Consider the following 15,290-nt stretch of genomic DNA (forward strand, 5'->3'; position numbering starts at 1 on the left):
TTTTCATCTTAGTAAATAAACAACATCTCGCGATACTTCGGCAGAGGCCACATCTCGTCGGGCACAATCTTCTCGAGACCGTCCACCACCTTGCGGAGGCCAGCAACGGCAGCGATGATTCCCTCATGTTCGCCTTCGAGAGCCGTTTCAAGTGCAGCTATCGATTCGGTGAGCGAGCGGCAGCCTTCCCCGATGGACTTCACGTAGGTATCGAGTCCCGGGAAACCCTGGTTCAGTGCCATTTCGTTTGTACGCAACGACTTCTCGTAGGCTTCCACCACCTTCGGGAGAATCACGTTCTTCGCGAGGTCGCGGGCGACTTCACCCTCGATGTGGATTCTCTTGTGGAAGTCTTCCACGTTGATTTCGTAGCGCGAAAGCATCTCGCGGCGGTTCATCACACCGTACTTTTCGAACAGTTCCACGTTCTCGTCCTTCGTGAGCGCCTTGAGGGCCTCGAGAGACGTGCGGATGTTCGGGAGTCCGCGGCGTTCCGCTTCCTTCACCCATTCGTCGGTGTAGCCGTTGCCGTTGTAGAGCACGCGCTTGTGTTCCTTCACGATCTTCTGCAAAATCTTCTGCAGGCCCGTGTGGAAGTTCTTGTCATCGAGCTTTTCGAGCTGTTCGGCAATCATGTCGAACGCCTCGGCCACGATCGTGTTGAGCACCACGTTCGGTTCGGAGCAGCTCTGGCTACTACCCGGCGCGCGGAACTCGAACTTGTTGCCAGTGAACGCGAAAGGCGATGTACGGTTACGGTCGGTGGCGTCGCGCGGGAGCGGCGGCAGCATGTCGCTCCCGAGCTTCATCGCGCCCGCCTGCTTGCTGGACTTCGCGGAGCCCTGCTCGATCTGGTCGATAACGTCCATCAGCTGATCGCCCAGGTAGATGGAGATAATCGCCGGAGGAGCCTCGTGCGCACCGAGACGGTGGTCGTTGCCAGCACCCGCGCAGGTCATGCGGAGCAGGTCGGCGTGCGTGTCGACGGCGTAGATGATGGCACAGATCGCGGTGAGGAACACGGCGTTCTGGTGCGGGTCCTTGCCCGGATTCAGGAGGTTCCCCTTGCCGTAAGAAAGACTCCAGTTGTTGTGCTTGCCCGAACCGTTCACGCCGGCGAACGGCTTCTCGTGCAACAGGCACACGAGCCCGTAGCGGTCGGCCACGTTGCGGAGCGTTTCCATGATGAGCATGTTGTGATCGCATGCGAGGTTCACCTCCTCGAAAATCGGGGCAAGTTCAAACTGCGCGGGAGCGACTTCATTATGGCGAGTCTTCGCCGGAATGCCGAGCCTCCAGAGTTCCTTCTCCACGTCATTCATGAAGTTCAGGATACGGCTCGGGATGCTCCCGAAGTAGTGGTCGTTCATCTGTTGGTGCTTTGCGGGAGTGGCACCGAAGATAGTGCGGCCGGACTGGTAGAGGTCGGGGCGCTGCAGGTAGAAGCGCTTGTCGATGAGGAAGTATTCCTGTTCGGCGCCGAGCGTGACGGTCGTCTTCTTGGGGCCCGCCTTGAAGCAGGTCATGAGGCGGCGGGTGGACTTGGAAAGCGCCTGGAGGCTACGGAGAAGCGGGGTCTTCTTGTCGAGCGCCTCGCCGGTGTAGCTACAGAACGCAGTCGGGATGCAGAGCGTGGCACCGTTGCCGTGGCGCTTGATGAACGCGGGGCTGGTCGGGTCCCAGGCCGTGTAGCCGCGGGCCTCGAACGTAGAGCGAAGGCCGCCGCTCGGGAAACTCGATGCATCCGGTTCGCCGACGATGAGGTTCTTGCCGCTCAGTACCATGATGGCCTTGCAGCCGCTCGGTTCCAGGAAGGAATCGTGCTTTTCGGCGGTGGAACCGGTGAGCGGCTGGAACCAGTGCGTGAAGTGCGTGGCACCGCGGTCCATCGCCCACTTCTTCATGGCGTGCGCGACATCGCCCGCGATATTCGGGTCGAGAGGGGCACCCTCGTCGATGGTCGCCAGGAGCTTTTCGCAGATATCCTTCGGGAGGTAGCTGCGCATGGCTTCGGCATTGAACACGTCCTCGCCGTAAAAATCGACATTGACTGGTTCGGCGGGTTTCGCGGGGGCCGGGGTGGCGGTCGCGATATCGTAGATGGTTTTTGTACGCGTAGTGGACATTTTCACGTTCCTTTTCTTTATTACGCGGCAAAATTAGAAAGAACGGGCACGCATTGCACGGAATTTTTCGCCTTTTTCAGCCCCGTTTTGTTACACTTTTGTAAAATCAGACCATTTTATTACGTTTTTGTAAAGCACAAACGAGAAATCCGGCGACAAACCCGTGGAAACAACGTATATTTTAGGCATGGAAACCGAACGCATCGAAAAGGAAGCCCTCGAAAAAATCAAGCGGGAACTACACGGACGCTCCGCGCGGGCCCTTTCCGCGCACATCCACGACGTTCTCGACAAGGCATTCGACGACCTGCGCGCCGCACACGAGGCGGAATGCGAAAAGATCCGCGGCATCGTGGAAGGCCGCGCGGGCGACATCATCGGCAACACCCGCGAAATGCAGGAGGTCGCGCGGCAGGCAAGGCACATCGCCCCCACCGAGGGCGTCGTTCTCGTCCGCGGCGGCGCGGGCACCGGCAAGGAACACGTGGCCCGCTACATCCACCAGCATTCCGAACGCGCAGCCAAGCCGTTTACCATTCTCAACTGCGACACGCTCGAAGGCAACACCACCAGCGCGTTCGAGGCGGAACTGTTCGGCTACGAGCGCGGCGCGTTCACGGGCGCCACCAGCAGGCACATCGGCAAGGCAGAGCAGGCGAGCGGAGGCACGCTCTTTTTGGACGAAGTAGCGGAACTCTCCCCCGCAAGCCAAGCACGGCTCCTGGAGTTCATGCAGGGGCGCACCTTCAAGAGACTCGGGAGCAACATCGAGCAGCACTCCGACATCCGCATCGTCGCAAGCACCGGCAAGAACCTCGAGGCCATCGTGCAGCAGGGGCTTTTCCGCGAAGACCTCTACTACCGCCTCAACATATTCCAGATAAACTTGCCCGACCTCTCGCAGAGAAAGACCGACATCCTTTTGCTCGCCGACCACTTTATCGAGAAGATGAACCTCAAGTACGGCAAGAACATCGCGCGACTCAGCACCCCCGCCATCGACATGCTCATGAGCTACCACTGGCCGGGCAACGTGCGCGAACTCGAGAACTGCATCGAGCACGCCTGCCTCGCCACGACCGACGTCGCCATCAACGCCTACGACCTGCCGCCCACGCTCCAGACCGACATCACGAGCGGCACGGCGCTTATCCCCGAAGGCACCGCGTCGCTTACGGCACTGCTCGAAAGCTACGAGAAGGAAATCCTCACCGAGGCGCTCCGCCGCAACAACGGGAACCTGAGCGCCGCCGGCCGCGACATCTCCGTAAGCCCGCGAATGATGCATTACAAGGTGAAGAAGTTCGGATTATAAAAAGTCCCTTCCCGAAGGAAGGGACCCTCTCAACTAACCCCGGAAGAATCACTCATTAACTTTCGTCAACTCCGACAGAGACTTCGCTAGTTTTATTCTCTCCCACAATTCATCTTTGTGGCTTTTTATTGTAGCTAGAGCCCTCTCATTTTTTACAATATCCTCGCAGAGGGCACAAACACATGTATATTTATTCTTGAACTCGATATCAGGATCAATAGACGCCAAACAATCTTTCAACTGCAATGGGCCAAGGTATTTGATCGCTTGTATTACAATGTTCTTTTCGGCTTTTTTCACTATCGAGCTCATCGTCGCCTTAGACAAATCCCCTATATCCAAAGCGCTTCCGTCTCCACATTCGAATCCACAACAGGCCCACACGTGATTAGACGGAGAAACAATCACCGAACTCATGATTGTCGGGCACTTTCCGAGGAAAAAGTTTGTATTGCGCTTAAACTTGAACGACTTGTCACTAAGTTCCTCTGCTGCACGCCCTGATTTGGTAACCCATGTATTTGAAATCGCGTAAATCGTTCCGTCCTCATCCCTTTTGTCAAGAGGAAGTTCTCTCTCCTTGCTATTGAATCTGCGCTGCAACTTTTCATTAAATTGCGCTTCAACAAATTCAGGAGTTATTTTAGATTCCTTGGAGTAGGACACTCCCACAATTACGGCATGAAATCCTTTACCATGGCAAGCCTTCCAAGCGTTTTTCACATTTGAAAAAGGAACATATTTCACGTGATAATCATCAGTACTTATGTTGATTTCACTCAACCCACATTCAGCCAGGGTCTGGACCATCCTTTCCGCATCTTGGCGGGTTTTTGCCCAATGCGCATTTGTGACGATTCGAGAAGGAATTCCCAAACTGTCAGCATACGCAATGGACTCAAACAAATCCTCACCTAGAAGGGTCGGCTCGCCACCCGTAAAAATAAGCATGAAGGGGCCCCTCGAAACTTTTTTCATTTGATCAATGTTGTTCTTGATTTGGTCAAATGTCAAAATCTCTTTTCGGCCTTTCCCGGAACACATGATGCAATGAGAACACGCCGCATTGCACCTGTTTGTCGTTATTATGGTTAATTGAGCAGGTCTTGCTATCGATTGCTCCATCCTATTTCACCTCGACAGACGAAATCGTACATACGCGATCCTTGAGCCGTATCGTTGCACGAATCCGTACCCCTTCCCTTACATACTCGACCTTGCGGGTTATAACTTCGTTTGTTTTTTTCTCTTCAAGAATCGAAGTGGGATTAAGCACAGCTCTTCTAAGCATAGCCTCGGTTCTTAATTCAGTAAGGTCCAAATCCTTCATTCTTTTCAAGTCTTCATGGAACTGCGCATATATCGCAGTCGAGACATTGAATTGCACCCTCGAACTGAGATCTCTTGGCACGGATATACTCGTTGTTTTTGTCCAAAAATGTACATACGTCCACAAAAAAGTCGTATTATACAAGAATGCATTGATCGAGGCAGAAGCATAATTCGACAAGAAGCTGTTGACAAACTGTTTTGCCTTAGCCTTTGTTAAAGGAGAAGCAAAATCTTCCACGCTCAAGTAGACACCCTTCTTCTCCGTAGGGAATTTCAAGAATCCCATATATTTGGAAATGAATTTATGCGGGTCAGAATCAATCAGGGCAGCGACCTTCGCATTCTTTTTAACGGTCGCTATGAGCGACGTGATATTGTCCTGCAAGGACGCCAACTCTTTCTTGGTATAGAAGGAAACTGCATTTTGCAGACAGGCTTCTTCTTTTTGCCTACTTGCAGATTTAGTCAGCTTTACATCTCGAGCCGTAGCAGTCCGCGAATTTTTAAAAGTTGCAGTTGTTCTTGTTGCCATAGTAATCCTTTTTTTTGAGTGGTTTTTGAGATAACTTATTTCCAGAATTCCTTTTCATCTTTACAGCATTGGCATTTTGTCGAGATGCGTTTTGCAAAATTGGCCTTAGTCAGATCGCCAAATTTTTCTGCCTGTTCAGGGTATTTCACCTTAATGATTCTACTCAGCAGCGAACCATTCTCCTTGAAAAAGATTCTGTAATTGTCACTATTTTCTATTTTCGACACAACTCCAGCAAGCTTAGGACGTTTTTTCGTTTTTGCCAATTTCTTTAACTTCGCAATCGAATTCAGGGCCATTTGCGTAAACGACTTTCCAGAATCATTCGCAAAGAGTTTATCAATATTCGTCTCGAAGATTTCATCTGCATTTAATGTAATCTCAACTTTGTTGTTGGTACTGATATTCCTTTTTCGAGCAAAATGCCCACAGCATTCGTGCTGCTTATTTTGTAAATGAAGTGTTGAATCTTCGAAATTCAAATACAGCGTTACAGGCGGCTTGTAGCGACCAAAACTGTGGCTCCGTTTACTGACGAATTCTTTTCTGTCCTTGTATTTTTTTCGCCATGCGTCATTAACATAGATAACCTTCTTTACCTTTTGCACTTTTTTATAGAAGTCTATATCAACATCGTAATAATGCGGTTTTTTGGAGCTACACGTAACCGTATAATGCGTATCACTAGGAATATCTTTTGTATTGATTGTATAATTTATAGTCCCCAAGGATTCAGAATCCCTTATTTTTGTAAGCCAAAGGTCAACATCATCATTGTCCGAGGCATGAGACCAGTAATTTAAATTGATATTTTCGCCGGCGCGAAGGAAAGAATTCCAACATATTCCCTTTGCAGCCAAGGAGACAGTCTCCCCTGTATCCGCCTTTATTCGGCCTGTCGGAGGAGCCTTACGACCATTAATTGAATTTTCCATATAAATTTCACCAGCACCACACGGATCGGTATCATCCAGGACATGCATCTGCTTTACCTTTACTTCCAAATCGGCAGCTCCCGGTTCCGTGGTCTCGGTTTTCTCATCTACTTTATCGAAGAAATGCATGATCAAACCAGCAGTGTGCGAAATCGTCTCTGGAATCAAGTCGCTTGCAATTTCCACACAGGCGGAGTTTCTCAAATCTCCATTCCATTCCCTTTCTAACTTATATGTATACGGATCAAGCGGATTAAAATGTTCCCAATGATACGGATGTCCCTTGCTTTTTCCATCTACATCATCACTGTCATAACATCTAGATTTTTTCCCGAGATCCTTGAAGTAATCTATCATTTCCCATTCTCGCTTGTATGTTGCAAGATCAGTCGACGCCACGTTCCAACGAACAGGCAAAGCTTTTTCATACGCCGTATCATTCTCTTTGGCCAACACTTTAAGATTATCTTCAATAACAAGACCGGTATAATACTCATATTGGTCATCATCAATACCGGTTCCATCCTTCGTATCTATCAAGCCACCCAGCCCTATCTTTTCTAGAATCATCGCAACCGGATAAAATCCGGCATGCGGATCACCATGCATATGGCAAGGCGTTCCAACATCGGCCAGCAAGTGACAAACTCTTCCAAGGTTCAAATACGCCCTTTCTTTTTCCCCTTCTTTATATTGTTTTATCAAAAGCTTCCAATATTCCCTCGCACGTACCGGTGCAGAGCGGAATTCATCCAACGTGAGCGTTCCAGCCTTACACAAGGCAGTAATTGGAGCGGCGACAAGCTCAATTATTTCTGAATTTATCTCGGACAGCAATTCGCCCCAAAGATGACCTCCCAAACATTCTGCAATAACATCACATATGTAATCAATATCCAACACCAGCCCACGACTTTCGTCCATACGATCATTCCAAAAATGTTCCATCCAATGTTGGTATTTGCCTGGTGCAGCCTTTTCGAAAGCAGCCTTAACAAGAGGATCACGTATTGTCGGCTCACTAATTTCTGATGGAATTTTGGGTTTGTCTTCTAAATACGCGCCCAGCATGACAAGATCAAAATAAGTTTCTTGTTTCAATCCACCGACATCATCCACACCATTTATACCGAGTTCACTTTTTATTTGATTCCATTTCGTTTGCCGGATCTTTTCTCCCAGCAATTTCAATGACATATCACCAAGGAGTTGGGCGGCAGCCTTTACAATCACGTAATGAACTTTGGTATTCATTTCAACCTCTTTTTTAATTTATATTAATAATACATTCTACTACCACGTCATAGTCGTCTACAACGAGTAAAAATTGAATTACAGGAAATTGTTTACAAAATAAGCAGGATGTTTCTTTTTACAAGCAAGTTAATCTAAAACAACATAACATTCACACACGCCACAACAAACTCATCAACAATGTAGTACTTAAGCCATACAACAAAAGAAAGCGATTTGTTAGCAATCCTGCTCTACGTCAGAAGCAAGCCAGAGTAAAATTTTACATTTCGAATGAAGCCTAAGAGAACGAGTTACTATGGGAATAGATTGTATTCATCCGTCCACTCAGCGCTCCCTATTTTTTAAAATGTATCTCTAGCAACAAATCACACACAATACTTTGTATGGCGATTGTAATACAACAAGTATATAAAGTACAATTTAATCGAAGCCCAAGATTCCTTACTGCTTCGGGAACCGTTTCACATCGAACGGCAGACGGTTTTCTTGAATGGTCATGCGAGCAAACATGTTGACCGCGGCAGAAACGGTAATACCCACCGATTTGCAGAAATCCGTGAACTTTTCCTTTGTTTCCTTGTCCATTCTTACGGAAATTATGCCCATATTCATCTTATAAATCAATCCCACAGTTTGTTTTTACGTATAAATTCAACCTCATCAAACAAACCCGATTCAAATAATAAAAAATTTCAACCAAAAAATAGCTTGTCCATAGTAAAAAATGTGAATTTTTACTTCTTTCGTTTTCATCCGATTTAATAAAATATTCTTAATTTATATATATTTTTACATATATGAAAGACCAGAGCAAACTCCTTACCTCTCGCCAAAAAGAAATTCTTTCCCTGCTCCGCAAAGGCCTCACAAACAGTGAAATCTGCAGGGCACTGAATATCTCGGCCAATACCGTCAAAGTCCATCTCGCCAACATCTACAAGGCGCTCGAAGTCACAAACAGGACAGAAGCGGTTTCAACGGATATCACCAAAAGCGCAAGAAGGCAAACAACGGACGACGACATCCACATCACCATTACGGGATGCGACGGCTTAACCGCCACGCCTCTGGCGAAGGGGCTCTCCCTCGCTATCGTCGAAGCCCTGCACCATTACCACCTATTCCGAATCAACGGCAGCATCGCGCCACAATCCCCGCCGACCTACCAGATCCAGGTAACGGGAACGCCCGAGAAAGACGAGAACCTGTTCGTCACGCTATACAGGGGCGACACATCCGAGATCCTGTGGTCGGTCTCGCAAAAGATCGGGGACGGGGACGACATCCAGTTCCTTGCCTCGCAGATTACCATCCAGCTGTTCAGCCACATGGTCTCTTCCGCAGCGCACGCCTACGAGACCGACAGGGAAAAGTTCCCGCAATGGTGGTTCGCCTCCTGCTACGCCAATATCCAGACCGATAGCGGCAACAGGGATGCCTTTGACGAAATCGTTTCGACTCTAGAAGCGCTGCACGGTGAAGAAAACCACCACACCTACGTGGCCTACTCGCTCGTTTCGGCCTACTACGTGGCAATCAACGAATCCTGGGTAGATGCCGAATGCTACGGCGCCAAGATAGGGGAAATCGCATGTTCCGAAATGCGCAAGAACCCCTACTCCATCTATTCGCAGTTCATGATGGCGCTCTACAACATCGTCATCGGAAACAAGAGCGAGGCCATCGCCTATTTCCTGCAGATTTTGGACGCAAACCCGAACGATTTCAGGGTCAGGCGCATGCTGGCGCAAATCTACATGCTCGTCGGGAAAGAGGACAAGGCCCTGGCCCTCCTCAACGAGAACGAGCGGTTCTTCCCGGAATCGTCCGGTCAACCGTTCCAGTCCACGCCAAGGGCGTTCATCTACTTTTTGCAAGGGAGATTCGCCGAGAGCGAGGAAGCCGCAAGGCAGGTCCTGCTATTCCACCCCGAGACGCCCCTCGCACGCCTAATCCTCATCGCCTGCAACAACAAGAAGGGCGACTTCGAACAAAGCGACAAGCACATCCGGAAATTTTTCGAATACCACCCGCACTTTAAAAAATCGGACCTGGAGCACCTTCTCTCAGGGATTGCCCCCTCAAAGAAGGACATCATTCTTGACAGCGTCAAGAATGTCTTTCCGTAAAGATTAGCCTCAAAAATAGTCCATTCGGGTTATGGACAAATAGTACTTTTGCAGTTTATCTTTAAAACCACAAACAAAGGAAACTGCGAAATGAAAACAGAACCCAAGAATCCAGACGATTTTTACAAACAGAAACTCACCCTTTTGAATCTGAAGGCAGGGGATATCCTCACCTTCGAAGGCGAAGACAACGACCTCATTTCGAGCCTCATCATGAAGCTCACGAATTCCAAGGTGACGCACGGGGCGCTCTACTTCCAGGACAGTCCCGTCCAAGCCCTTGCCGATGCGGGCACGACCGGCCTGCACGCCCATGAAATCGCAGACAAGGAAACCTCCAGACGCGCCTACGTCTGCCGGCTCACGCAACCCGGAAGCAGCGATTTCTTCTCCGATGCCGAAATCCTGCCCGTGATGCAGGCCGCCAAGATTTACCTCGACGAAAACCTGCCCTACCCCTATTCCGACCTCCTGTTGCTCGCCATGATTCTCGTCTACAAGGACATTTCCGGCGTAAGCATCAAGCAGCACGTCATTATTGGGATACTCAAGATTGTCTCCGCCGAAATCAAGAAGCTGATCGACGAGAAGGTGCACGAAGGCAAGCATACGATGGTCTGTTCCTCGTTTGTCTACCAGTGCTATCTGGACGCATCGAAAAAAGACGGCCGCCTGAAGATTGACCTCGACAATGCAGACATCCGGGGCATCCGGCAGGCGAACAATGTCAAGACGCTCTTCGATCTTTACGCCGAACACGCCGCGGAATACAACTTCAGCGAGAACGCCTTCTCGGTCCAGGAGAACTCCGGCAAGGAAGAAAAGCTGGAAGACCTTCTTAAGGAAGCGCTGCAGGATACCGACAGCGAACACGTGATGTTGCTGAAGAACAACTTCCTCAGCAACGCAATCGAGGATTTCCTCAAGACCCTCCTGAAATTTTTCGGATACACGTTCTCTTCCATCAAAGAACTCATCGAGAACGCCCGCGAGCTGCAGTCGATGTTTGTCACGCCGAACGACCTGTGCTTCAATATCGAAAACGCACAGAAGATCGGTTTTGTCAACCTGGACCGCACCAGCGAAAATCTCCCCAGCGACAAGATTACAACCAAATACAACATCAACCTCTAACTATCAAAAAGGAGCATTATCATGGCTGAAGAAATCAAGACAGTCAAGGCATTCACCCTGCACAACGACGGAGCGTTCGTCGCCCGCATCAGGGTCCACTGGATCAACCCGAAGGACGGTTCGAGCGGCGATTACGAGTCCTCCGGCTACCACGACATCTGCGCCGCCGCCGAACGGACCCTCAACCTGAGCGAAGCGGGATTCGCCGAAGGCACCCTCGTCCGCCTGCACGCGGTGGTCGTGCTCGGCAAGGACCAGGACGCCGACCGCTACTTCGTCTACAGCGCAACCGGTGGCATCGCCGACTACACCATCTCGGGGACGACGCTCATCAATTCGCTCAAATTCAACGGCCTGAACTAATTTCCGGCACGCGAAAAGCTCTCCCTATGGCGATTTTGATTCAAAATCGCCATTTTTGGCGTTGAAGAAAGAGCAACGGAAACTTGATCCGACACGCCCTCCCCCGGGACGCTCGCGCCCTTATTTAGGTAAATTTTGGATATGGTTGACGTACTCGAATACCTTGAATACCGCGATTTCCTGAAGGACTGGTTTGCCGAAAGCAAGAAGGACAACCCGTTCACCAGCTATCGTTACCTGAGCCAGAAGACCGGCGTGGACCCGGCCTGGCTCGTGCGAGTATTCCAGAAGGGCGGGCACCTCAACGAGGACTCGCTCCCGGTATTCATTCGCCTCTGCAAGCTCGACGACCGCAGGGCGGAGTACTTCAAGACGCTCTACCGCTTCAACAAGACAAAAGCCAAGCAGGCGCTCAGCGAACTTTACTACAAGCTCATGGAACTGCGCGAGATGGAAACGCGCGTGCTCACCGAGCCCGAACTCGCCTATTTCGGGAGCTGGAGCTGTTCTGCGCTCCGCGCCCTCATCGGCATCACGAAGGACACGAGCGACATTCCGGAACTCGCGACCCACCTGAACCCGCCCATCTCGCACGACGAGGCACGCAGCGCTCTCGAGATCCTGAAAAAGCTCGGGCTTGTCGCTCCCGACGGCAACGGCGGCTGGAACATCACCGACCAGATCCTTTCTACCGGCGGCGAGGTCAAGAGCCAGGCCGTACGAAATTTCCACAGGCATACCATCGAACTTGCCCAGGAATCCATCGACCGCCACAAGCCCGAAGAACGCGACATTTCGAGCGTGGTGTTCACCGCGGCAGAGGACGACCTGCCCGAAATCAAGCACCGCATCGAGGAATTCCGCCGCGGACTCCTGCAGTTTGCCCGCAAGAGCGAGCGCGCCGACCGCGTGTACGCCATGAATATCGCGATGTTCCCGCTCTCCGACAGGGTCGAAGACCCGGCTACCGCAGACGACGGCAACCCCAGCCCGAAAAAGGAGGGCTAGGCGATGCGCGGACTTTTCAAAAAAATGTATTTTTCCAAGGTGCAGCGGAACATTTCGACATTCGGCCTGGGACTGATCGCGCTTTCGACGGCGGCGGTCCTTTCGGCATGTTCCAACACCGACAAGACGGCAGGCGGCGGCCCGAGCGGCACCGATGCAGGCAACGCCATCATGGCACAGCTTACGGTCAATGGGCAGCCCGCCGCTTTCGCGAGGGTCAAGCTCAGCGAGAGCGAAAGCCTTGACGCGGCCGACAACGAATTTACCAAGGCCGACAAGAACGGCAAGGTCGTATTCGAAAACGTGGCCGAAGGTACATACACCCTTGAAGCTAGACTCGACGGCAAGGCCCTCCAGAAGGAAGTCTCCGTCGAAGGTTCCGATGTCGACCTGGGCAAGGAAGCGCTCGAAGAGACGGTCTCCATCGCGGGTTCCGTAGGCGATGGCGCCGAAGGCACGGTGAAAGTCCGCGGCATGGCGCATTCGGCCAAGGTAAAGGACGGCAAGTTCTCCATGGACTCCCTCCCGGCAGGGCCGATTAGCCTGGTGTTCATCCCGAACAAGAAAGGCGCCGACACGAGCAGCACCTACATGAAGGTCATCGCAGGCGAAAGTTCCACCGCGAGCACGTTCGCCGAAGAGAGCCGCGCGCTTCTGCTCGACGACTTCCAGGACTCCAACTACCAGAACCGATTCATGCCCGCACGCACTTACGACGGCGGCTGGTGGTATTTCGACTACAACGAAGAAACGGTGACGCCCAAATTCACCGACAACGGGTCCAGCCACAGGTTCAGCCTCGAAAGCGAGGATGGCAATATCGTCGCGCATGTGGCGGCGACATTCGGCGAAGCGGTCAAGGATTCCTCCGGCGAGACGCAGTGGCCCTGGGCGACGGTCGGCATCGAGCTCGGCAAGAGCGACAAGAGCCTCTGCAACGACATATCCTCCGTGGATTCCATCGCATTCCGCACGAAGGGCGAAGGCGCCATCGTATTCGGACTCATCGACGAGACGCAAAGCAGCCAGATTATCGCGCAATCCGAATTCACGCTCGGCGATAAGTGGGAACGCATTTCCATACCGCTGGCCGACATCCTGGATCCGCAATTCTCCTACACCTGCGTGAACCAGCTCGTGTGGAGCTTCAAGCCCAACAACGAAGAAAAGACCGTCAACTTCTGGCTCGACGACATCGAGCTTACCGGCGGCAAGCGCCTGAGCATCTGGAAGCGGTAATGTCCGGAGCCCGCGCGGTCACCACCAACCAGACCGATATATACGACAAGCTCGAAGAGGCCGTACGCAAGTACGCCTCTACGGAGTATTTGCGCCCGATTGCGGACCATACGCGCATGGCATTCGCGGAAGCGGAGAAGTTTGTTTTAAACTTTTATGAGAGCGCGAGCCACACCACATATAAAGTAATTCTCGATTCGGGTTGCGGCACCGGCGAAAGCACGTTAAACATCGCATTAACAAATCCGGGCATTCCCGTCATAGGCATCGACAAGTCCGCGGCCCGGCTCACGAAGGCCGGCGGTGCAGGGAACGGGACGGCAACCTTCCCGCAGAACGCATTCTTCGTGCGCGCGGAACTGCTCGACTTCTGGCGGCTCGCCCTCGAGAAGGTCAAGGCAGGCCAGTGGCACATTCCCTACCATGCACTCTACTACCCGAACCCGTGGCCCAAGCAGAGCGAAGCCACGAGGCGTTTCCACCTGCACCCGATTTTCCCGACGCTCCTCCAGCTCGGCGATGCCATCGAGCTGCGCACCAACTGGGAAATCTACGCTAGGGAATTTGCAGAAGCCGCACGGATTGCCGCTCCCGACCGTACAATCGCCCGCGAGCCTTTTGACCCCGAGCGCCCCATCACCGCGTTCGAGCGCAAGTACAAAGAAGCCCGCCAGCAGCTGTGGCGGGTCATCGTCTCACGCGATTGAAGCTACCCTAGTCGCGGTCGGCAAGCCACTTCAGGTAAGCCTTGAATTCCCTCGTCGACTGCACATGCACCTCGGTTCCATTCATAATCATGAATTCCGAAAGGCCATACCTGTCGCCCTTCGAGCCCCAATCATAAGTGTATCCCAGACGCGTCCACGGATAGCCATGGGCCTTGTAGTTCTTCGCCCAGGCATCGTCGAACCAGTTCCTGAGCCACATGCCGAGGCTATCCAGCTGCGAATCGTCTTCTTCGTTGAACCGGCAGGTCATCTCGGCGCTCGCGATGTCGGGAATGTAGGCGGGACGGATCATGTCCTTGGGGTTCACCCAGACCGTCGTGAAGTGCGTCAGTTTCTCCCCGCGCGGGAGCCCAAGGAGCTGACGGATGCGAAGCGGCCAGTTACGGACCGACTTGCGGTTCGTCTTGAACCATTCCAGCATTTCCTTGTCCGAGAACACGCGCACTTCGTTGTCGAACGTGACCTTCTGGACATCCTTGAACATATCGGGATTGGCATGCGCCACCACCATCAGCACCATGTTCCTGTCACCGTTCCACGTTACTTTGTTTGAATTTTCGTCAATGGAGATCAACGGGCGGATATCCTCACACGAACCGTCGCGGGCAGATTCAATCGCGGCCTCGTATTGGACATCCAGCAGGGAATCCTTGTTCGCGAAGCTCTGTACGGAACCGTCGGTACTTACGACTTCGCAATAGGGTATATCCGACGCAGCCACTGCGACCTTTTCCTTCTTGAAAAGTTCATCGATCAGGGCGTCATTGTGGTCGAACAGCTTGTCTCCCTGGACAAAAGAAATCACGATCTTGCAGAATCCGCTATCGGGGATAACGATTCCCGAAGAGCCCTTGTTCGCAGAAGTCGTGTCCAGGACGAACTTATTGTCGTTATCGCCACAGCTATAGCTATAGCTATAGAGGGTCGCGCGGCCCGGCTTAAGGTGGGTATAGAACAGGTTATCCTGCTCCTCGCTCCACGCGGGCTTCACGACAACCGTGGAGTCTCCAATCTTTGCGTAGTGGGGATTCGCCTCGCTGCAATAAAAGGCCGGCTGGCGGAACACACCGATGACCCCGGATTTCCCCTTGAAGGTAGCGCCATCGCGGACGAGCAACCCGTGGGTACATGCGGAAACAAGGACCAAGCCCAAAAGGGCGGCAAAGAGCCTGAGAAGACCCAATCTTTTCAT

General features: G+C 52.0%; 13 protein-coding genes. 7 read left to right on the forward strand and 6 right to left on the reverse strand.

From position 1 onward, the window contains the following. Window positions 1-8: 8 nt before the first annotated feature. Complete coding sequence (locus tag B2310_RS05710) at window positions 9-2,126, reverse strand: glutamine synthetase III (protein ID WP_290729403.1); 2,118 nt, start codon at window positions 2,124-2,126, stop codon at window positions 9-11. A 187-nt stretch (window positions 2,127-2,313) separates the two neighbouring features. On the opposite strand from B2310_RS05710, the gene B2310_RS05715 reads away from it, so the two are divergent. Then, complete coding sequence (locus B2310_RS05715; RefSeq protein ID WP_290729406.1) at window positions 2,314-3,441, forward strand: sigma-54 interaction domain-containing protein; 1,128 nt, start codon at window positions 2,314-2,316, stop codon at window positions 3,439-3,441. Window positions 3,442-3,489: 48 nt separating this feature from the next. Here the strand turns inward: B2310_RS05715 and B2310_RS05720 are convergent, their stop codons facing one another. From B2310_RS05720 to B2310_RS05735, 4 genes are all read right to left on the reverse strand, one after another. Then, window positions 3,490-4,566, reverse strand: a complete 1,077-nt coding sequence (locus B2310_RS05720) for a radical SAM protein (protein ID WP_290729409.1) — start codon at window positions 4,564-4,566, stop codon at window positions 3,490-3,492. Window position 4,567: 1 nt separating this feature from the next. Beyond that, complete coding sequence (locus tag B2310_RS05725; RefSeq protein WP_290729412.1) at window positions 4,568-5,305, reverse strand: hypothetical protein; 738 nt, start codon at window positions 5,303-5,305, stop codon at window positions 4,568-4,570. A gap of 35 nt (window positions 5,306-5,340) precedes the next feature. Further along, window positions 5,341-7,494, reverse strand: a complete 2,154-nt coding sequence (locus B2310_RS05730; protein WP_290729415.1) for a hypothetical protein — start codon at window positions 7,492-7,494, stop codon at window positions 5,341-5,343. 444 nt (window positions 7,495-7,938) lie between these two features. Beyond that, complete coding sequence (locus tag B2310_RS05735; protein WP_349678361.1) at window positions 7,939-8,109, reverse strand: type II toxin-antitoxin system RelB/DinJ family antitoxin; 171 nt, start codon at window positions 8,107-8,109, stop codon at window positions 7,939-7,941. A gap of 185 nt (window positions 8,110-8,294) precedes the next feature. Here B2310_RS05735 and B2310_RS05740 point away from each other — a divergent pair, with 185 nt between their 5' ends. From B2310_RS05740 to trmB, 6 genes are all read left to right on the forward strand, one after another. Then, window positions 8,295-9,626, forward strand: a complete 1,332-nt coding sequence (locus B2310_RS05740) for a LuxR C-terminal-related transcriptional regulator (protein ID WP_290729418.1) — start codon at window positions 8,295-8,297, stop codon at window positions 9,624-9,626. Window positions 9,627-9,716: 90 nt separating this feature from the next. Beyond that, complete coding sequence (locus tag B2310_RS05745) at window positions 9,717-10,760, forward strand: hypothetical protein (protein ID WP_290729421.1); 1,044 nt, start codon at window positions 9,717-9,719, stop codon at window positions 10,758-10,760. A 21-nt stretch (window positions 10,761-10,781) separates the two neighbouring features. Beyond that, window positions 10,782-11,123 carry a hypothetical protein gene (locus B2310_RS05750; RefSeq protein WP_290729424.1) on the forward strand — a complete coding sequence of 114 codons (342 nt, stop codon included), beginning with the start codon at window positions 10,782-10,784 and terminating at the stop codon, window positions 11,121-11,123. A 141-nt stretch (window positions 11,124-11,264) separates the two neighbouring features. Beyond that, on the forward strand, window positions 11,265-12,131 hold the full coding sequence (locus tag B2310_RS05755) for a TIGR02147 family protein (RefSeq protein ID WP_290725559.1): 867 nt from the start codon (window positions 11,265-11,267) through the stop codon (window positions 12,129-12,131). Window positions 12,132-12,134: 3 nt separating this feature from the next. Further along, a complete protein-coding gene (locus tag B2310_RS05760; protein WP_290729427.1) occupies window positions 12,135-13,370 on the forward strand; it encodes a hypothetical protein in 1,236 nt (411 codons plus the stop codon). Beyond that, window positions 13,370-14,077 carry a tRNA (guanine(46)-N(7))-methyltransferase TrmB gene (gene trmB, locus B2310_RS05765; protein WP_290729429.1) on the forward strand — a complete coding sequence of 236 codons (708 nt, stop codon included), beginning with the start codon at window positions 13,370-13,372 and terminating at the stop codon, window positions 14,075-14,077. Before B2310_RS05760 ends, trmB begins: the two co-directional genes overlap by 1 nt. Window positions 14,078-14,084: 7 nt before the next feature. Here the strand turns inward: trmB and B2310_RS05770 are convergent, their stop codons facing one another. Further along, a complete protein-coding gene (locus B2310_RS05770) occupies window positions 14,085-15,290 on the reverse strand; it encodes a hypothetical protein (protein ID WP_173381038.1) in 1,206 nt (401 codons plus the stop codon).

The organism is Fibrobacter sp. UBA3629 (genome assembly GCF_002374005.1).
In the GTDB taxonomy this organism is placed as follows: Bacteria; Fibrobacterota; Fibrobacteria; order Fibrobacterales; family Fibrobacteraceae; genus Fibrobacter.

Bases quoted from the DNA above. Each gene is read 5' to 3' on its own strand.
- B2310_RS05710 (WP_290729403.1), bottom strand. From the start codon at position 2,126: ATGTCCACTACGCGTACAAAAACCATCTACGATATCGCGACCGCCACC.
- B2310_RS05715 (WP_290729406.1), top strand. From the start codon at position 2,314: ATGGAAACCGAACGCATCGAAAAGGAAGCCCTCGAAAAAATCAAGCGG.
- B2310_RS05720 (WP_290729409.1), bottom strand. From the start codon at position 4,566: ATGGAGCAATCGATAGCAAGACCTGCTCAATTAACCATAATAACGACA.
- B2310_RS05725 (WP_290729412.1), bottom strand. From the start codon at position 5,305: ATGGCAACAAGAACAACTGCAACTTTTAAAAATTCGCGGACTGCTACG.
- B2310_RS05730 (WP_290729415.1), bottom strand. From the start codon at position 7,494: ATGAATACCAAAGTTCATTACGTGATTGTAAAGGCTGCCGCCCAACTC.
- B2310_RS05735 (WP_349678361.1), bottom strand. From the start codon at position 8,109: ATGAATATGGGCATAATTTCCGTAAGAATGGACAAGGAAACAAAGGAA.
- B2310_RS05740 (WP_290729418.1), top strand. From the start codon at position 8,295: ATGAAAGACCAGAGCAAACTCCTTACCTCTCGCCAAAAAGAAATTCTT.
- B2310_RS05745 (WP_290729421.1), top strand. From the start codon at position 9,717: ATGAAAACAGAACCCAAGAATCCAGACGATTTTTACAAACAGAAACTC.
- B2310_RS05750 (WP_290729424.1), top strand. From the start codon at position 10,782: ATGGCTGAAGAAATCAAGACAGTCAAGGCATTCACCCTGCACAACGAC.
- B2310_RS05755 (WP_290725559.1), top strand. From the start codon at position 11,265: ATGGTTGACGTACTCGAATACCTTGAATACCGCGATTTCCTGAAGGAC.
- B2310_RS05760 (WP_290729427.1), top strand. From the start codon at position 12,135: ATGCGCGGACTTTTCAAAAAAATGTATTTTTCCAAGGTGCAGCGGAAC.
- trmB (WP_290729429.1), top strand. From the start codon at position 13,370: ATGTCCGGAGCCCGCGCGGTCACCACCAACCAGACCGATATATACGAC.
- B2310_RS05770 (WP_173381038.1), bottom strand. From the start codon at position 15,290: ATGAAAAGATTGGGTCTTCTCAGGCTCTTTGCCGCCCTTTTGGGCTTG.